This is a genomic window from Azospirillum agricola, assembly GCF_017876095.1.
In the GTDB taxonomy this organism is placed as follows: Bacteria; Pseudomonadota; Alphaproteobacteria; order Azospirillales; family Azospirillaceae; genus Azospirillum; species Azospirillum agricola.
This window is the reverse complement of the sequence record NZ_JAGINM010000013.1, coordinates 1-16,526: the sequence shown is the minus strand read 5'-3', so window position 1 is coordinate 16,526 and position 16,526 is coordinate 1. Positions and strand designations below refer to the sequence as shown.

Below are 16,526 nucleotides of genomic sequence, written 5' to 3'. Positions count from 1 at the left end.
GCACCCTGTGCTGCGCGGACCCGGCCGAACGCTTCACATCAGCGGGCCGGCTGGGCCGCCGGCGCTCCGAAATAACGGAAGAACTCGCCGTTCGGCGACAGCACCATGGTGGTGTCGTCCTTGTTCAGCGCCTTCCGGTAGGCTTCCAGCGAGCGGTAGAACCCGTAGAACTCGGGGTCAGCCCCGGTCGCCTCGGCGATCAGCTTCAGCGCGGTGTTGTCGCCCTCGCCGCGCAGGATCTGCGCGTCGCGCTGCGCCTCGGCGACGATCACCGTGCGTTCGCGCTCGGCGCGCGAGCGGATCTGCTGCGCCTGCTCCTGGCCCTGGGCGCGGGCCTCGGCGGCCTCGCGCTCGCGCTCGGAGCGCATGCGGGAGAAGATCGACTGGCTGGTCTCCTCCGGCAGGTCGGCGCGGCGGATGCGGACGTCGACGATCTCGATGCCGAAGCGCTGCGCCTCGCCGTTCACCTGCACCTTGATGTCGTTCATGATCTTGGCGCGCTCGTCGGACAGCACGGCCAGCACCGTGACGTTGCCGAGCACGCGGCGCAGCGCCGAGTTGACGGTGGCGTTCATGCGGGTCTCCGCGACCGCCTCCGTCCCCGCCGTTTGGTAGAAGCGCAGCGGGTCGTGGATGCGGTAGCGGGCGAAGGCGTCGACGTCGAGGCGCTTCTGGTCGGCCAGGATGACCTGTTCCACCGGCGGGTCGAGGTCGAGCACGCGGCGGTCGAGGATCCGGACCTCCTGGATGAAGGGGACCTTGAACTTCAGGCCGGGCTCGCGGATGACGCGGCGCGGCTCGCCGAACTGGAGGACCAGCGCCTGCTGCGCCTCGTTGACCGTGAAGACCGACGAGCTGATGAGCACGCCGAGGACGACGACGCCGAGGCCGATGGCGGTGAGAGTGCGGTTCATGGTGCGTCCCTCCTCACCGGTTGGTCTGCTGGGGGGCGGCCGGCGTCCCCGCCTGCGGGGCCGCCGGACGCGCCGGAACGGATTGGGTGGGCGCCGCCGGATTCGGGGTGAGCTGGTTCAGCGGCAGGTAGGGCACGACGCCCTGCGCCGCGCTGTCGACGATGATCTTGTTCCGGCCGCGCAGGATCTCCTCCATCGTCTCCAGATACATGCGCTTGGCGACGACGTCCTTGGACAGCGCGTAGGCCTCGTACACCTTGCGGAAGCGGTCGGCGTCGCCCTGGGCCAGGCTGACGACCTGCTCGCGGTAGGCGGAGGCTTCCTGCACCAGCCGCTCGACCTCGCCGCGGGCGCGCGGGATGATGTCGTTGCGGTAGGTCTCGGCCTCGTTGCGGGCACGCTCGCGGTCGGCGCGGGCGCGCTGCACGTCGTTGAAGGCGTCGATGACCGGGGCCGGGGGGTCGGCCTTCTGCAACTGCACCTGGGTGATCTGGATGCCCGACTGGTACTCGTCGAGCATGGCCTGGAGGAGCTGGGTGGTCGAGGTTTCGATCTGCTGGCGCGCCTCGGTCAGGGCGGGTTGCAGGTCGGTGCGGCCGATCACCTCGCGCATGGCGCTCTCGGCGGCCTTCTTCACCGTCGATTCCGGATCGCGGATCTTGAACAGGAAGTTGCCGGCGTCCTTGATGACCCAGAAGACCGTGAAGTCGATGTCGACGATGTTCTCGTCGCCGGTCAGCATCAGCGATTCGTCGGGCACGTCGCGGTCGCCGCGTCGCCCGTCGCCGGCCGAGCGGTAGCCGACCTCGATGCGGTTGACGCGCGTCACCTTGGGCAGCAGCACCGTCTCGATCGGCGACGGCAGCCGGTAGCGCAGGCCGGGCTGCTCGGTGCGCGTCCATTCGCCGAAGCGCATGACCACGCCCTGCTCGTCGGCCTCGACGCGGTAGATGCCGCTGGCCAGCCAGATCAGCGCCAGCACGCCGACGACCAGCGCAACGCCGCGCCCGCTGCCGAAACCGCCGGGCATGGCGCGGCGCAGGCGGTCCTGGCTGCGCCGCAGCAGATCCTCAAGGTCGGGAGGCGTGGGGCCACCGCCGCCACCGCCGCCGCCACCGGGGGGACGCCCCCAGGGGTTGTTCGGGCCGTTGTTGCCGCCCGGCGGAGGCCCCCAGGGGCCGCCACCGCCGCCCCCGCCTTGATTGTTCCACGGCATACGCTTCGATCCCCCTTATGTCGTGCTCACTGTTTCGGGATGCGGGATGCTAGGCCCCCTTCCCTTGTCCATTCTCGACGAACGGTCCTATAGTGCCCCTCCCTTCGGAGAGGATTCCACCATTGGATATCCGCCCAATATCGGGAAGGCAGCGGAGTTTTCAACCATGGCGCAGATCGGCGAAGCTCAAGTGATGGCGGCGCTGAAGTCCGTCATCGACCCCGACCGGGGCGGCGACATCGTCAGCCTCGGCATGTTGTCGGGTCTGGTGGTGCGCGACGGGCACGTCGCCTTTTCCATCGAGGTCGACCCCAAGCGCGGCGCCCAGGCCGAGCCGGTGCGCCATGCCGCCGAAAAGGCGGTGGAGGCCCTGCCCGGCGTCCTGTCGGTGACGGCCGTGCTCACCGCCCACCGCGGCGGCCCGCAGGCGGCGCCCAGGCCGGCCCCCCAGCAGGGCCACGGGCACAGCCACGGCCCCGGCGGGCACGGCCACGCCCATGGCGCGGCCCATGGCGCACAGGAGCAGAAGCCGCTGGTTCCCGGCGTGAAGGCGATCGTCGCGGTCGCGTCCGGCAAGGGCGGCGTCGGCAAATCGACCACCTCGGTCAATCTGGCGCTGGCGCTGGCGGCCAACGGCCAGCGGGTCGGGCTGCTCGACGCCGACATCTACGGGCCGTCGATGCCGCGCATGATGGGCATCTCCGGCCGGCCCAACAGCCCGGACGGCAAGCGCCTGGAACCGATGGAGAATTACGGCGTCAAGGTGATGTCCATGGGCTTCCTGGTCGCCGAGGACACGCCGATGATCTGGCGCGGCCCGATGGTGATGAGCGCGCTCCAGCAGATGCTGCGCGACGTGAACTGGGGCGATCTCGACGTGCTGGTGGTCGACATGCCGCCGGGCACCGGCGACGCGCAGCTCACCATGGCGCAGCAGGTGCCGCTGGCGGGCGCCGTCATCGTCTCGACGCCGCAGGACATCGCCCTGCTCGACGCCCGCAAGGGGCTGAACATGTTCCGCCGGGTCGACGTGCCGGTGCTGGGCATCATCGAGAACATGAGCTATTTCTGCTGCCCGAACTGCAACCACCGCACCGACATCTTCAGCCACGGCGGCGCCCGCAAGGAAGCGGCCGACCTCGGCATGGAGTTCCTCGGCGAAATGCCGCTGCACCTGTCGATCCGCGAGACCTCCGACCAGGGCCAGCCGATCGTCGTGTCGCAGCCCGATTCGGAGCACGCGCAGACCTACCGCCGCATCGCCGCCCGCCTGTGGGAGAAGATCGGCGGGCCGGGCGCCGGCGGTCGCGCCGCGCCGCGCATCGTGGTGCAGTAACCCTCACGCGTGAGCAACCGCCTTCCGATCCGTCATGCCCGTGCTCGACATGGGCATGACGGAGGGGGCGGAGACGGAAGGCACTGACAGGGGGGAGGCTTTTTACCGCTCCGACCCGGGCGCGCCGGTGCTCCACAGCAGCCCCAGCACCAGCCCCTTGCAGCGCGGCAGCAGGACCAGCGTCATCAGCAGCGACAGCAGCGGCCAGACCGCCATGTGCACCCAGGTCGGCGGCTCGTAGCTCTGCTCGACGCTGAGCAGCGCCGGGATGACGACGTGGCCGACGATCAGGATCGTCATCCAGGGCGGCGCGTCGTCGGCGCGCAGGTGGCCGTAGGCTTCGCCGCAGGCCGAGCACGCCTCCACCGGCTTCAGGTAGTTGCGCAGCAGCCGCCCCTGCCCGCAGTTGGGGCAGCGGCCGATCAGACCGCGCAGCGACGCGACGAATTTCGAGGGTGCCGGCGTGGTGCTCGCGATCATGCCCTATCCTTCCGTGTTGCCCGCAATATAGGCTCTTTCCAATCCAGCACCAACCCGAAGGGCCATTCGCCGCGGGCTTTCCTGCGCTGCGCGAGCCTTTCCTGCGCTGCGCGGCTCTTTCCTGCGCTGCGCGGCCGGCGCGCCGTTGACGGCGGCGCGCCCCCGGTCTAGGGGATGGCTTTGCCGTTCCGCAGGAGAGACGACGCCATGACCTTCCCCCGCCTGTTGTGCGCCGCGGTCGCGCTGGCCGCGCTCTCGGCCCCCGTCGCCGCCCCGACCGTCGCCTGGGCGCAAACCAGGACCGTCGCCATCACCGCCATCGTCCAGCATCCGGCGCTCGACGCCACCCGCGACGGCGTGGTCGAGGCGCTGAAGGCCGCCGGCTTCACCCCCGGCGAGAACCTGAAGGTCGAATACCAGAGCGCGCAGGGCAACCCGGCCACCGCCGCGCAGATCGCCCGCCAGTTCGCCGGGTCGAGGCCGGACGTCATCGTGCCGATCTCCACCCCCTCGGCCCAGGCGGTGGCGGCGGCGACGCGCGACATCCCGGTGGTCTTCACCGCCGTGACCGACCCGGCCGGCGCCCAGCTCGTCAAGAATCTCGACAAGCCCGGCGGCAACATCACCGGCCTGTCCGACCTGTCGCCGATCGCCGCCCATGTCGGGCTGATCCGCGAGGTCCTGCCGGCGGCCAAGCGGCTCGGCGTGCTCTACAACCCCGGTGAACCGAACTCGGTGACGCTGGTCAAGCTGTTCAAGGAGGAGGCCGCCAAGGCCGGCTTCTCGGTGGTCGAGGCGTCGGTGCCGAAATCGTCCGACGCCCAGCCGGCGGCGCGCAGCCTCGTCGGCAAGGTGGACGCGGTCTACATCCCGCTCGACAACACGGTGGTGTCGGCGCTGGAAAGCGTGGTCGCGGTCGGCCAGCAGGCCAAGCTGCCGGTCTTCTCCGGCGACACCGACAGCGTCGGGCGCGGCACGGCGGCCTCGATCGGCTTCGACTATCTCCAGGTCGGCAAGCAGACCGGCGAGATCGTCGCCCGCGTGCTGAAGGGCGAGAAGCCGGGCGACATCCCGGTCGGCAACGCCAAGGGGACCGATCTGGTGGTGAACCCGAAATCGGCGGCGGCGATGGGGCTGACCCTGCCGGACGCGCTGGTCAAGCGGGCGACGAAGGTCGTCGGGCAGTAACGTTGGACCCCCACCCTACCCCTCCCCCGCCGGGCGGGAGAGGGAACTCCGCCGTCCTTCCGCGAAGCTCCTGCGCAATCCCCCTCCCCCGCCCAGCGGGGGAGGGTCGGGGTGGGGGCAAGTGCCTTCCAACACCAAGCACCCTCCCCCATGAGTGAAATCGCCCTCTTCGGCGCCGTCGAGATCGGACTCGTCTACGCGCTGGTCGCCGTCGGCGTGTTCCTGTCCTTCCGCGTCCTCGACTTCCCCGACCTGACCGTCGACGGCAGCTTCCCGCTGGGGGCCGCCGTCTGCGCCGTGCTGCTGATCGCCGGGGTCAACCCCTGGCTGGCCAGCCTCGCGGCGGCGCTGGCCGGGGCGGCGGCCGGGCTGGTCACGGCGCTGCTGAACGTGCGCTTCAAGATCCTGCACCTGCTCGCCAGCATCCTGACGATGATCGCGCTGTTCTCCGTGAACCTGCGGGTGATGGGGCGGCCGAACGTGGCGCTGCTGATGCAGGACACGGTGCTGACGCCCTTCTACGGGCTGGGGATCCCCGACCACATCGTGCGGCCGCTGGTGGTGCTGGTCATCGTCGCGGCGGTGGTCGCGCTGCTGGCCCGCTTCCTCGCCAGCGAGTTCGGGCTGGCGATGCGGGCGACCGGGGTCAACGCGCGGATGGCCCGCGCCCAGGGCATCGACACCGACGCCCATGTCTACGCCGGCATCGCGCTGTCCAACGCGCTGTGCGGGCTGGCCGGCGCGCTGTTCGCCCAGACCAACGGCTTCGCCGACGTCACCACCGGCATCGGCACCATCGTCGTCGGGCTGGCCGCCGTCATCGTCGGCGAGACGGTGCTGCCGGCCCGCGGGCTGGCGCTGATGCTGGTCGGCTGCGTCGCCGGCTCGATCCTCTACCGGCTGGCGGTGCAGTTCGCGCTGTCGGCCGACGCCATCGGGTTGCAGGCCTCCGACCTCAACCTCGTCACGGCGCTGCTGGTCGCCGTCGCGCTGATCCTGCCGCGCCTGAAAGCGAAAGCCGGCGTCCGGAAAACCGGCGGGAGTGCCGCAAGATGATCGCCGTCCAGGACATCCACGTCACCTTCGGGCGCGGCACGCCGCTGGAGAAGCACGCGCTGCGCGGCATCGACCTGACCATCCCGGAGGGCCAGTTCGTCACGGTGATCGGTTCCAACGGGGCCGGCAAATCCACCTTCCTCGGCGCGCTGGCCGGCGACGTGCTGGCCGAGCGGGGCCGCATCGCCATCGACGACACCGACGTCACCCGCTGGGACACGCCGCGCCGCGCCGGGCTCGTCGCCCGCGTCTTCCAGGACCCGATGGCCGGAAGCTGCGCCGCGCTGACCATCGAGGAGAACATGGCGCTGGCCGCCGCGCGCGGGCGACGGCGCGGGCTGGCCCTGGCGCTCGGCGGCGACCGGCGGCGCGGCTTCCAGGAGCGCATCGCCGCGCTCGGGCTCGGGCTGGAGACCCGCTTGCAGGACCGCATGGGGCTGCTGTCGGGCGGGCAGCGGCAGGCGGTGAGCCTGCTGATGGCCGCGCTGGCCGGCTCGAAGATCCTGCTGCTCGACGAGCACACGGCCGCGCTCGACCCGGCCACCGCCGACTTCGTGCTCGACCTGACCCGGCGGATCGTCCGCGAGAACCGGCTGACCACGCTGATGGTGATTCATTCGATGCGGCAGGCGCTCGATTACGGCGACCGCACGCTGATGCTGCACGAGGGCCGCATCGTCCTCGACGTGGCGGGGGAGGAGCGCGCCGGGCTCGACGTGCCGCATCTGCTGGCGCTGTTCGCCAGGCAGCGCGGCGGGGCGGAGATCAGCGACGACAGCCTGCTGATCGGCTGATCGGCGGAAAACTGACCGCCGCGCGCCGGATCACCGCTCCGCGCGGTCGGCCTCGAAGAGGGATTGCAGCTCCTCGGCCGCCTGCCGGGTGGTCTGGATCAGGCGTCCCTCGTCGTGGTGGACGGCGTGCTGGCGGACCAGCGTGCGCTCGTCGTGGGCGCGGAAGGTGTCGATCGTCCGCGCCACCTCATCATCCGCGACGCCAAGCTCGCGCAGCACGTCGGCGGTCAGGCGCAGGCTCGAATCGAAGGTCTCGCGCACCGGGTTTTCGACGCCCCGGTCCATCAGCTGGTGGACGTGCCAGCGGTTGCGGGCGCGGACGAACAGGGTCAGGTTGGGGAAATGGCGCCGCGCCACCTCGACGACGCGCAGCGATTCCTCGGTCTCGGCCAGCGCGACGACCAGCACGCGCGCCTTCTCCGCCCCGGCGGCGCGCAGCAGTTCCACGCGGGTCGGGTCGCCGTAATAGACCTTGTTGCCGAACTTCCGCACGAAATCGACCTGGGCGGCGTTCTTCTCCAGCGCGGTGAAGGGAATGCCGCGCATCCGCAGCACGCGCCCGACCACCTGCCCGACCCGGCCGAAGCCGCAGATGATGACCGGCGAGCCGTCCTCGGCGATGGAATCGAACGGCCGCTTGGGCTTGGCGAGCAGGCGCGGCACCAGCCAGCGCTCCGCCGCCGCGAAGACGAAGGGGGTGGCGATCATCGACAGCGTCACCACCAGCATCGCCGCCGACGCCTGCTCCTGCGTCATCGAGCCGCCGGCCACCGCCAGCCCGAACAGCACGAAGCCGAACTCGCCGCCCTGGCTCAGCACCGCGCCCATGCGGACGGCACCGGCGACCGGCACCCCGGCGACTCGCGCCAGGACCACCATGACCAGCGCCTTGGCCGCCATCACGCCGAGCGCCAGCGCGGCGAAGCGCAGCGGCTGCGCCATCAGCGCCGGCAAATCGGTCCCCATCCCGACCGAAACGAAGAACAGCCCGAGCAGCAGCCCCTCGAAGGGCTGGATGTCGGCCTGCACCTCGTGCCGGTACTCCGAGTCGGAGAGCAGCACGCCGGCCATGAAGGCGCCGAGCGACATCGACAGCCCGGCCTCCTCGACCAGCACCGCCGTGCCGATGACGACCAGCAGGGCGGTCGCCGTGAAGATCTCCGGCGTCCCCGCCCGGTCGACGATGCGGAACAGCGGCCGCAGCAGGAAGCGCCCGCCGACCAGCACGACGGCGACGGCCGCCGCCGCCTTGGCGACCGCGACCCAGGCGCCATCGGCGTCGGGAACCGAACCGTTGCCGAGCAGCGGCAGCAGCGCCACCGCCGGGATGATCGCGAGATCCTGGAACAGCAGCACGGAGAAGGCGTTGCGCCCGGACTGGTTGGCGAGCAGCCCGCGCTCGGCCAGCATCGGCAGCGCCATGGCGGTGGAGGACAGCGCCAGCCCGAAGCCGATCACCAGGGCGGCGGGCACCGGCAGGCCGAGCAGCGCGATCCCCAGCCCGGCGACCAGCGCCGCGGTGACGCCGACCTGCGCGCCGCCCAGACCCAGCACCGACTTGCGCATGACCCACAGGCGGGCCGGCCGCAGCTCCAGCCCGATCAGGAACAGCAGCATCACCACGCCGAGTTCGGAGGCGTGGGCGATGGCCTCGACGTTGGTGACCAGCCCGAGCCCCGCCGGCCCCACCGCCAGCCCGGCGGCGAGATAGCCGAGCGGCGCGCCGAATCCGAACCGCTTCGCCACCGGCACGGCGACGACCATCGCCACCAGCAGCACCACCACCGTCACCAGACCCGCCATCATCCCCCGCCCGACCCGGTTCTGTTCAGACTATGGACGGAAAGCGGAGATGGGCGGGAGGTTTTTCCGAGGAACCGGCCGGTCAGCCGAGATCGAACGAAAAGGACGCCCGCCCCTGCCCGGCCGCCGCCCGCTGCCACATGGCGCCGAACGCCGCCTCCAACGCGCGGGTGAAGCGCACCCCGTCCAGAGCCGGGGAGGTCGTCAGCCGGTCGCGCAGCCCGGCGCGCAGCCCGGCGAGCGCCATGGAATCGGAAACCAGCGCCGCCGCCATGGCGACGTAGGCGTCCGCGTCCCCCACCGCCAGGGCCGACAGCCCGGCCGAGGCGAGGTGCGCCGCCGCGCGGCGGGCGCCGAAGCGGTCGCTGCCCAGCGTCACCACGGGCACGCCCATCCACAGCGCCTCCAGCGTCGTCACCCCGCCCGAGCAGGGGAAGGGATCGAGCGCCACATCGACCGCGCCATAACCGGCCAGGACGTCCTGCTGCGACTCCCCGCCCCGCAGGTCGAATCGCGCCGGATCGAGCCCGGCGGCGATGAACAGGGCGGCCGTGCGCGCCCGCTGCCCCGCCTCCTCCAGCCCCGCCGCGCGCAGCATCAGCCGCGCCCCCGGGACCGCCGCCAGCACGCGCGCCCACAGGGCGGCAACCGCCGGATTCAGCGAGGACAGCGCGTTGAAGGAGCCGAAGGTCGGATGTCCGCGCTCCAGCATGGGAAGCGGCGCCACTGCCGGCGCATCCTCCGGCGGCTCCCAGGGAACATGGGCGTCGGGCATGCGGACGATGCCCTCGATGGCCCAACCGTCGGCACCCTCGGGACTCAGCCGATGGTCGGAGATCAGGTAGTCCATCGCCGGAAGGCCGGTGGTCCCGGCGTAGCCGGCCCAGGTCACCTGCACCGGCGCCGCGCGCCGGGCGAAGACTCCCAGCCGGTTGCCGGGGCCGTGACCGGCCATGTCGACGAGGATGTGGATGTTGTCGGCACGGATCCGCGCCAGCAGAGCGTCGTCGCTCATCCCGGCGGTTTCCACCCAGGCGTCGGCGCGGGCCTTCAATCGCCCGGTCGTTCCACGCGGGTGGGCGGCGTCGGCGTAGCAGACGGCCTCCACCGCGTCGCGGTCGTGAGCGGCCAACACCGGCTCCAGGACGGATCCCGCCGGATGCGCCCGGAAATGGGGCAGGACGTAGCCGATGCGCAGCTTCGGCGCCGGAGGCGCCACGGCGGGGGCCGGGCGGTCCGGATGGCGGGCCCCCCAGTCGGCGTGGGCCTGCGCCACCTGCGCCATGGTCCGGCCGGGATCGTGCTGCATCAGGAAGAGCCGCGCCCCGTGCAACGAATCGGCGTCGGGCTCCAGGCGCAGGGCGCGTTCCACCCCGGCCTGCGCCTCGGCCGGACGGCCCTGCGCCAGCAGCGCGTGGGTGGCGTGGAGGCCCCACAGCTCCGCCCAGGCCGGATCGAGGACGAGCGCCCGCCGCAGGCAACCCTCGGCCAGCGCGGCGGGGGCGGCGCCGCACAGGCCGCGCAGCACCACGAGCAGCCCGTTTCCGGCGATCGCCAGCCCACCGCCATCAGGCCCGCCATCAGGCCCGCCATCGAGGTTCAGCGCCCCGGCGTAGGCCTGGACGGCCCCCAGCGCGTCGCCCGCGCTCTCCAGCACCAACCCGTAATGAGCCCACCAGGCGGCGACTCCGGGACGGGCGGCGATCGCCTGGGCGATGAGGTCCAGCGCCTCGTCGAGACGCCCCGCCTGCGCCGCGATCAGGCCCTGGCGGTGGCAGCCCTCGGCCTGTTCCGGCGTCATGGCGATGCGTCTCCGATCAGGACTCAGGGCCGCTCAGGACTCGGACCGGCCGAGCTGGTCCATCAGTTCGCGCCATTCGCGTTTGGTCAGGCCACTGGTCTCCTGCGTCACCGGCTCGCCGGCCAGCAGGCGCTTGACGACCTCCAGCCCGGTCTTCGACAGGTGGCCGCCGCCCAGCCGGTACTCGCTGAACGCCTCGCAGACCGCCGGAACCCAGCGGCGGACGATGTCCAGCATCGCCTCGGCGTAGACGCGGATCTCGTACTGGGCATGGCTGTCGGCGCGCAGCGACAGGAAATGCAGCAGGTTTTGCAGATCCACCTTCCAGTACCACTGGGTGTAGTAGTTCAGCGGCAGGTTCATGCGCGCCAGCTCGCGCGCCAGCCCCTGGCGGGACGGGTCGATGACGCTGCCGTCCTCGCGGTGGTTCAGCATCTCCTCGTAGCTGTCGTAGGCGCGCTCGGAATCGGCGCGCAGCAGCGCCAGCACCGAGGCGGCCTCCTCGCCCTCCAGCACGTCGCCGCGGCCCTGGCGGTTGACCACCGCCTGGGCGCCGAGCTGTTCCGGCGCCGGGATGTAGAACTCGCGGTCGAGGATCGAGTAGCGCGCCGAATACTCGTTCACGTTGGCCGTGCGGTGGCGGATCCACTGGCGGGCGACGAAGATCGGCAGCTTGACGTGGAACTTGATCTCGCACATCTCGAACGGGGTCGAGTGGCGGTGGCGCATCAGGTACTTGATGAGGCCGGCGTCCTCGCTGACCTTCTTGGTGCCCTTGCCGTAGGAGACGCGCGCCGCCTGGACGACGGCGGAATCGTCGCCCATGTAGTCGATGACCCGGACGAAGCCATGGTCGAGAACCTCGACCGGCTGGTAGAGGATCTCCTCCAGCGCCGGAACGGTGGCGCGGCGGGTGGTGGCGGTGACGGCGCGCAGGCGATCGATTTCGTCGCGCTGCTCGGGCGTGATCGGCATGGTGACTCCGGGGCTTCGATGGCCGGCACTCTACCCCGTGGGCCTCGCCCGTTCCAAGCACGCTATGGTGACGCAATCGGCCGCATCGCCACACACCCCCTTCCCTTGCGGGCCGGGAGTGCCTATATTCCGTCCGTCGGTTCGCCGACTATGGCGATAAACGCCTTGTGGAATAAGCGTTGTGGACCCGGGGGCGGTACCCGGCGCCTCCACCAACCATCATCCGGACTCGTTGACCGGGGTCGTTGGGGGCGAAATAGGATCGACACGCGTGGTAAAGGCATGGTTTTCGCTCGGCATGGTTCCGCCGTTATCGGGCCGTTGCAATAGTTGCCAACGACAACGTTGCTCAGGCTCGCCTCGCTGCCTAACGGCGGCTGGTAGCCTAAACCTAATCCCCGATGGTTAGCGCCTGAGGGTGGGGCCGTGGGCCGCCTAGCAACAGAAGGCCCACACCTTATCTCTCCAAGCTTCACCAAGCGATTTCCAGGGGCCCGCCCAAGCATGCCGAAAGAGCAGCTTCGCTATGACCGGATGGTCGAAACCGCGCTGCGCGGTGTCGTCCGCGACGCTCTGACCGATGTGGCCGAGCGTGGGCTTCCCGGAAACCACCATTTCTACCTGACCTTCCGCACCGGCTATCCGGGGATCGACATCCCGGATTACCTGACGGCGCAGTATCCCAACGAGATGACCATCGTCCTCCAGTTCCAGTATTACGGGCTGGAGGTGCACGACGATCATTTCGAGGTGACGCTGAGCTTCAACAACGTGCATGAGCGTCTGGTGATCCCCTTCGCCGCGATCACCACCTTCGCCGATCCGTCGGTGAATTTCGCCCTGCAATTCCAGCCGCTGGCGCCCGCCGAGTCGGGGGATGTCGCGGCGATGCCGGCCCGCCCGGTCATGGTCGAGCGCAAGGACGAGCCCAAGGACGCCGCTCCGGCCGAGGAGCCGAAGCGCGGCGAGGTCGTCGCCCTGGACGCCTTCCGCAAGAAGTGACCTCTCCATGCCCGCCCGCCCGCCGAGCGCGTTCGTCTCCAACATCTGCGAGACGCTGGCTCGGCTTGGCGATGTGCGGGCGCGCCGCATGTTCGGCGGCTACGGCATCAGCTGCGACGGGCTGACCTTCGCGCTGGTGGCCGACGAGACGCTCTATTTCAAGGTCGACGCCACCAACCGGGCCGCCCACGAGGCGCTCGGGCTGGAGCCCTTCCGCCCCTTCGCCGACAAGCCGACGGCGCTGTCCTATCATCCGCCGCCCGACTCGGCGCTCGACGACCCCGACGAGTTGCTGGACTGGGCGCGCCCGGCGCTGGAGGCGGCGCTGCGCGCGGCCGCCGCCAAGCGGTCGAAGAGGACGAGGAAGACGGTCGCCGCTGGTTGAGCGGTCCCCCCCCTTCCGCCGTCACGCCCGGCCTTGCGCCGGGCATCCACGACCGCAACCCGTCACACGAGGACCGCGCGCGGATGACCGGGCCAAGTCCGGTCATGACGAACGGCAGGCGCCGAAACCCTCAGATGTTCTCCGCCATGTGCGCGGCCGCCGCGTCGGTCCTGGCCTCGGCCTTGGCGTCGCCGGTGCGCCGCCGCACCTGCCGCGCGAAGCGCACCGGGTTCGGCAGATAGGACAGCAGCGAGCCGACCTTGCCCAGCGACGCGGTCGCCTTGCCGACGTTCATCACGTCGGCCAGACGGCGGTCGACGAAGGCCCAGGTCTCCGCATGGTCCTCCGACTGGTCGTCGAGCCAGTAGAAGGTCGAGGAGCTGACCACCGCCGCCAGCAGGGCGCGCTTGGTGTAGTGGTTGTAGTCGGTCGAGGTGTCGCCGGCCGCGAACCACATCGAATCGACGGTGCGGTACAGCAGCCTCAGCCCCAGCCCGACATTCTGCGGCAGCGCCAGATAGGAGAGCTGCCGCCGCTTGGCCTCGCGATGAGGGGCCAGCACCTCGAAATGGGTGCGGATGGCCAGCGCGATCTTCTCGCGGACCTTCATGGTCTCCAGCGGCTGGGCGTCCAGCCGGTTCAGTGTCTCGCGGTCGGTCCAGTCGGCGAAATGCCCGATGGCGTCGGCGACGCCGCCGGGAAAGGCGCGCAGCAGGGCCGACGGCTCGTGCCCCGCCATCTCCGTGCCGTCGCGCAGGGCCTGGAGGCTCCAGCCGTCGAAGACGACGTTGGGCAGCGTCGCCAGGAGAATCTCGTCGCGCAGCCGGTCGATGCTCATCGGTGTCTCCTACCCCTTGCGGGCGTCGGTGATGTGGTGGGCCTCATCGGTGAAGGCCAGAAGCGTCAGGTCGTCCATGCGGTCGATGTAGAGGACGCCGTCGAGATGGTCGATTTCGTGCTGGAGGACACGGGCGTGGAAGCCGCTCGCCTCGCGTTCGATCGGCGCGCCGTCCAGCCCGATCCCGCGGTAGCGGATGCGGCGGTGGCGCGGCACCAGCCCGCGCAGGCCGGGAATCGACAGGCAGCCCTCCCAGCCCAACTCGGTCCCGCCGTCCAGCGGCTCGATCACCGGGTTGACCAGCACGGTGGTCGCCACCGTCTCGCCCTCCCCCCGGTCGGCGGGCACGCGGAAGACGACGATCCGCCGTGCCACGGCGACCTGCGGCGCCGCCAGCCCCACGCCGGGCGCGTCCATCATCGTCTCGATCATGTCGGCGGCCAGCCGCGCGACCTCGGGATCGGTCGGATCCGCGATCGGTTCGGCGACGGCGCGCAACACCGGGTTGCCCATGCGGGCGATCGTCAACACAGCCATGGCTTATTATCTGTGACCGGACCGGGTCCCGGCAACCGTTTCACGGTCCGGACGGCGGCTTTCCCGGCGAAAGGCACCCGCCCCGGGGGCATCGGGAGCAAACACAAGACTCCGCTTCACAAGAAGGACGCACCGTGCTACACACTCATCCACACAAGGGGTGCGCCCGCCGCGCATGCCTGCTTGTTGCTTAACTGCAACACGGCTCACTTGGAAGGGTGACGGTTAACGTGCAAGTTCTGGTCCGAGACAACAACGTCGATCAGGCCCTCCGCGCGCTCAAGAAGAAGATGCAGCGCGAGGGTATTTTCCGTGAAATGAAGCTGCGCCGCAATTACGAGAAGCCCTCGGAAAAGCGCGCTCGCGAGAAGGCGGAAGCGGTGCGTCGCACCCGCAAGCTCCTCCGCAAGCGGATGGAACGCGAGGGCTATTGATCGACGGGCGCCGTTCGGCGCCTGCGATTTCGGGCGCGCCCGGTTCACGCCGGAAGACGCGCCCAAGACCCCTTTGTGTCTTGCACCCGACCGTCCCGTGATTTTTCGCGTGGGCGGTTTTGGTGTATCCGGACCTCCCCTGCCCTGATTGTGCGTGGGGCGCGCGTATTGCTGCGCCACCAAAGCCTTGGGCCGAAGCCTTGGGCCGAAGCCACGCGCCAACATCTTCCGGTGGAAGGATCGCCATGAGCGCCTCGAAGTCCAACGCCCGTGTCTCGGTTCCGGCGCTCCGCGCCCGCAAGGGCGGCGATCCCATCGTCTGCCTGACCGCCTACACCGCCCCGGTCGCCCGCCTGCTCGACCCGCATGTCGATCTGCTGCTGGTCGGCGACTCGCTGGGCATGGTGGTCTATGGGCTGGACAGCACGCTGCCGGTCACGCTGGACATGATGATCGCCCATGGCGCCGCCGTGGTGCGCGCGTCGGAGCGGGCCTGCGTGGTGGTCGACCTGCCCTTCGGCAGCTACCAGGAGAGCCCGCAGGCGGCCTTCCGCGCCTCGGCCCGCGTGATGGCGGAGACCGGCGCCCAGGCGGTGAAGCTGGAGGGCGGGCTGGAGATGGCCGAGACGGTGGCCTTCCTCGCCGCGCGCGGCATCCCGGTGATGGGCCATGTCGGGCTGACGCCGCAGTCGGTCAACACGCTGGGCGGCTACAAGGCGGTCGGCCGCGACGCCGAGGCCGCCGAGCGGATCGCCGCCGACGCCCGCGCCATCGCCGAGGCCGGCGCCTTCTCGCTGGTGATCGAGGGCACGATGGAGTCGCTGGCCCGCCGCATCACGCAGGAGGTCGCCATCCCGACCATCGGCATCGGCGGCTCCCCGGCCTGCGACGGACAGGTGCTGGTGACCGACGACATGCTCGGGCTGTTCGGTGCCTTCCAACCGAAATTCGTCAAGCGCTACGCCGAGCTGGGCACGGCGGTCGGCGAGGCCGCCGCCGCCTACGCCGCCGAGGTGAAGGCGCGCAGCTTCCCCGGTCCCGAGCATTGCTTCGGCGTCAAGAAGGCCGCGACGCCGGCCTGAGGCCACCTCCTGCAACTCGGTCAACGGATGGATCGAGGTGGCGCACAGCCAGAGCCCGACGATGAGCAGACCGGCACGATTTCCACTCGGCGCTTGAAAGTCGTCGGCCACTGCCTTTCGCGGGTTTCGATGGGCCGGCATCCCTCCTTTTTCGTCATGACCGGGACAGGCCTGGTCATGACGAAAGGCGCGGATGGAGAGGCTGTTTCCTCACACCCCGTCGACGATGATCATGTTGAAGTCAGCCGCACCCTTCCGGGCCTCGCGCGCCTCGCGATACTCGGGGCTGTCGTAGAAGGCCCGGGCGGCGGCCATGTCCGGAAACTCCAGGATCACGACACGGTTGGGCCGCCAGTCGCCCTCCATCACCGCCGTCTCCCCGCCCCGGCTGAGGAAGCGCCCGCCGTTCCTGGCGATGGCATTGGGCGTCAGCGCCTTGTAACGCTCGTAGGCGACGGTATCGGTCACCGCGACGTCGGCGATGACATAGGCGGTCATGGGTGGCCCCCTTGTTTTCCAGCATGAAAAAGGCGCGGGAAGCCTAGCTCCCCGCGCCCGTTCCATCAAACCGGACAAGAGCCTATCAGGCTTCCATCGCCTTCACCACCTCTTCGGTGACCTTTTTCGCATCCCCGAACAGCATCATGGTGTTGGGGCGGAAGAACAGCTCGTTCTCGACGCCGGC

General features: G+C 70.3%; 18 protein-coding genes and 1 other RNA gene. 9 read left to right on the top strand and 10 right to left on the bottom strand.

The annotated features are described in order from the left end of the window. Positions 1-38 precede the first annotated feature (38 nt). Positions 39-914, bottom strand: coding sequence for a protease modulator HflC (hflC, locus tag J2847_RS19345; RefSeq protein ID WP_085554838.1), 876 nt, complete (start codon positions 912-914; stop codon positions 39-41). A gap of 13 nt (positions 915-927) precedes the next feature. Next, positions 928-2,130 (bottom strand): FtsH protease activity modulator HflK, encoded by a 1,203-nt coding sequence (gene hflK, locus J2847_RS19340; RefSeq protein WP_209780511.1) that lies wholly within the window; start codon positions 2,128-2,130, stop codon positions 928-930. A 166-nt stretch (positions 2,131-2,296) separates the two neighbouring features. Here hflK and apbC point away from each other — a divergent pair, with 166 nt between their 5' ends. Next, entirely contained in the window at positions 2,297-3,466 is a 1,170-nt protein-coding gene (gene apbC / locus J2847_RS19335) for an iron-sulfur cluster carrier protein ApbC (protein WP_209780510.1), read from the top strand. Positions 3,467-3,568: 102 nt separating this feature from the next. Here the strand turns inward: apbC and J2847_RS19330 are convergent, their stop codons facing one another. Further along, complete coding sequence (locus J2847_RS19330; RefSeq protein ID WP_209780509.1) at positions 3,569-3,946, bottom strand: DUF983 domain-containing protein; 378 nt, start codon at positions 3,944-3,946, stop codon at positions 3,569-3,571. A gap of 207 nt (positions 3,947-4,153) precedes the next feature. Here J2847_RS19330 and J2847_RS19325 point away from each other — a divergent pair, with 207 nt between their 5' ends. The 3 genes from J2847_RS19325 to J2847_RS19315 all read left to right on the top strand — a co-directional run bounded on the left by J2847_RS19325 (position 4,154) and on the right by J2847_RS19315 (position 6,984). Continuing rightward, positions 4,154-5,134, top strand: coding sequence for an ABC transporter substrate-binding protein (locus J2847_RS19325; protein ID WP_209780508.1), 981 nt, complete (start codon positions 4,154-4,156; stop codon positions 5,132-5,134). A gap of 150 nt (positions 5,135-5,284) precedes the next feature. Further along, on the top strand, positions 5,285-6,190 hold the full coding sequence (locus J2847_RS19320; RefSeq protein ID WP_209780507.1) for an ABC transporter permease: 906 nt from the start codon (positions 5,285-5,287) through the stop codon (positions 6,188-6,190). Beyond that, a complete protein-coding gene (locus J2847_RS19315) occupies positions 6,187-6,984 on the top strand; it encodes an ABC transporter ATP-binding protein (RefSeq protein ID WP_209780506.1) in 798 nt (265 codons plus the stop codon). Before J2847_RS19320 ends, J2847_RS19315 begins: the two co-directional genes overlap by 4 nt. A gap of 30 nt (positions 6,985-7,014) precedes the next feature. Here the strand turns inward: J2847_RS19315 and J2847_RS19310 are convergent, their stop codons facing one another. From J2847_RS19310 to thyX, 3 genes are all read right to left on the bottom strand, one after another. Next, positions 7,015-8,790 (bottom strand): monovalent cation:proton antiporter-2 (CPA2) family protein, encoded by a 1,776-nt coding sequence (locus J2847_RS19310; RefSeq protein ID WP_233474637.1) that lies wholly within the window; start codon positions 8,788-8,790, stop codon positions 7,015-7,017. A gap of 79 nt (positions 8,791-8,869) precedes the next feature. After that, positions 8,870-10,588, bottom strand: a complete 1,719-nt coding sequence (locus J2847_RS19305; protein WP_209780505.1) for an O-linked N-acetylglucosamine transferase, SPINDLY family protein — start codon at positions 10,586-10,588, stop codon at positions 8,870-8,872. Positions 10,589-10,621: 33 nt separating this feature from the next. Continuing rightward, complete coding sequence (gene thyX, locus J2847_RS19300) at positions 10,622-11,563, bottom strand: FAD-dependent thymidylate synthase (RefSeq protein ID WP_209780504.1); 942 nt, start codon at positions 11,561-11,563, stop codon at positions 10,622-10,624. A 96-nt stretch (positions 11,564-11,659) separates the two neighbouring features. Here thyX and ssrA point away from each other — a divergent pair. From ssrA to J2847_RS19285, 3 genes are all read left to right on the top strand, one after another. Next, positions 11,660-12,020, top strand: a transfer-messenger RNA (tmRNA) gene (gene ssrA / locus J2847_RS19295). 47 nt (positions 12,021-12,067) lie between these two features. Then, positions 12,068-12,565, top strand: a complete 498-nt coding sequence (locus tag J2847_RS19290) for an SspB family protein (RefSeq protein WP_085554847.1) — start codon at positions 12,068-12,070, stop codon at positions 12,563-12,565. 7 nt (positions 12,566-12,572) lie between these two features. After that, complete coding sequence (locus tag J2847_RS19285; protein ID WP_209780503.1) at positions 12,573-12,950, top strand: TfoX/Sxy family protein; 378 nt, start codon at positions 12,573-12,575, stop codon at positions 12,948-12,950. A 130-nt stretch (positions 12,951-13,080) separates the two neighbouring features. On the opposite strand, the gene J2847_RS19280 is transcribed toward J2847_RS19285, so the two are convergent. Both J2847_RS19280 and def read right to left on the bottom strand, forming a co-directional pair. Next, positions 13,081-13,788, bottom strand: a complete 708-nt coding sequence (locus tag J2847_RS19280; protein WP_209780502.1) for a COQ9 family protein — start codon at positions 13,786-13,788, stop codon at positions 13,081-13,083. Between the two features lie 9 nt (positions 13,789-13,797). Continuing rightward, positions 13,798-14,325, bottom strand: a complete 528-nt coding sequence (gene def / locus J2847_RS19275) for a peptide deformylase (RefSeq protein WP_209780501.1) — start codon at positions 14,323-14,325, stop codon at positions 13,798-13,800. Between the two features lie 230 nt (positions 14,326-14,555). On the opposite strand from def, the gene rpsU reads away from it, so the two are divergent. Both rpsU and panB read left to right on the top strand, forming a co-directional pair. Continuing rightward, the gene (gene rpsU, locus J2847_RS34235; protein ID WP_012974546.1) at positions 14,556-14,759 is read left to right on the top strand and encodes a 30S ribosomal protein S21; all 204 of its coding nucleotides are present in this window, start codon (positions 14,556-14,558) and stop codon (positions 14,757-14,759) included. A 245-nt stretch (positions 14,760-15,004) separates the two neighbouring features. Then, positions 15,005-15,841 (top strand): 3-methyl-2-oxobutanoate hydroxymethyltransferase, encoded by an 837-nt coding sequence (gene panB / locus J2847_RS19265; protein ID WP_209780500.1) that lies wholly within the window; start codon positions 15,005-15,007, stop codon positions 15,839-15,841. A 210-nt stretch (positions 15,842-16,051) separates the two neighbouring features. Here the strand turns inward: panB and J2847_RS19260 are convergent, their stop codons facing one another. Continuing rightward, positions 16,052-16,339, bottom strand: coding sequence for a DUF1330 domain-containing protein (locus tag J2847_RS19260; RefSeq protein WP_209780499.1), 288 nt, complete (start codon positions 16,337-16,339; stop codon positions 16,052-16,054). An 85-nt stretch (positions 16,340-16,424) separates the two neighbouring features. Beyond that, positions 16,425-16,526: NAD(P)(+) transhydrogenase (Re/Si-specific) subunit beta (locus J2847_RS19255; RefSeq protein WP_209780640.1), on the bottom strand; the 102-nt coding region annotated here is incomplete at its 5' end.

Bases quoted from the DNA above. Each gene is read 5' to 3' on its own strand.
- hflC (WP_085554838.1), bottom strand. From the start codon at position 914: ATGAACCGCACTCTCACCGCCATCGGCCTCGGCGTCGTCGTCCTCGGC.
- hflK (WP_209780511.1), bottom strand. From the start codon at position 2,130: ATGCCGTGGAACAATCAAGGCGGGGGCGGCGGTGGCGGCCCCTGGGGG.
- apbC (WP_209780510.1), top strand. From the start codon at position 2,297: ATGGCGCAGATCGGCGAAGCTCAAGTGATGGCGGCGCTGAAGTCCGTC.
- J2847_RS19330 (WP_209780509.1), bottom strand. From the start codon at position 3,946: ATGATCGCGAGCACCACGCCGGCACCCTCGAAATTCGTCGCGTCGCTG.
- J2847_RS19325 (WP_209780508.1), top strand. From the start codon at position 4,154: ATGACCTTCCCCCGCCTGTTGTGCGCCGCGGTCGCGCTGGCCGCGCTC.
- J2847_RS19320 (WP_209780507.1), top strand. From the start codon at position 5,285: ATGAGTGAAATCGCCCTCTTCGGCGCCGTCGAGATCGGACTCGTCTAC.
- J2847_RS19315 (WP_209780506.1), top strand. From the start codon at position 6,187: ATGATCGCCGTCCAGGACATCCACGTCACCTTCGGGCGCGGCACGCCG.
- J2847_RS19310 (WP_233474637.1), bottom strand. From the start codon at position 8,790: ATGATGGCGGGTCTGGTGACGGTGGTGGTGCTGCTGGTGGCGATGGTC.
- J2847_RS19305 (WP_209780505.1), bottom strand. From the start codon at position 10,588: ATGACGCCGGAACAGGCCGAGGGCTGCCACCGCCAGGGCCTGATCGCG.
- thyX (WP_209780504.1), bottom strand. From the start codon at position 11,563: ATGCCGATCACGCCCGAGCAGCGCGACGAAATCGATCGCCTGCGCGCC.
- J2847_RS19290 (WP_085554847.1), top strand. From the start codon at position 12,068: ATGCCGAAAGAGCAGCTTCGCTATGACCGGATGGTCGAAACCGCGCTG.
- J2847_RS19285 (WP_209780503.1), top strand. From the start codon at position 12,573: ATGCCCGCCCGCCCGCCGAGCGCGTTCGTCTCCAACATCTGCGAGACG.
- J2847_RS19280 (WP_209780502.1), bottom strand. From the start codon at position 13,788: ATGAGCATCGACCGGCTGCGCGACGAGATTCTCCTGGCGACGCTGCCC.
- def (WP_209780501.1), bottom strand. From the start codon at position 14,325: ATGGCTGTGTTGACGATCGCCCGCATGGGCAACCCGGTGTTGCGCGCC.
- panB (WP_209780500.1), top strand. From the start codon at position 15,005: ATGAGCGCCTCGAAGTCCAACGCCCGTGTCTCGGTTCCGGCGCTCCGC.
- J2847_RS19260 (WP_209780499.1), bottom strand. From the start codon at position 16,339: ATGACCGCCTATGTCATCGCCGACGTCGCGGTGACCGATACCGTCGCC.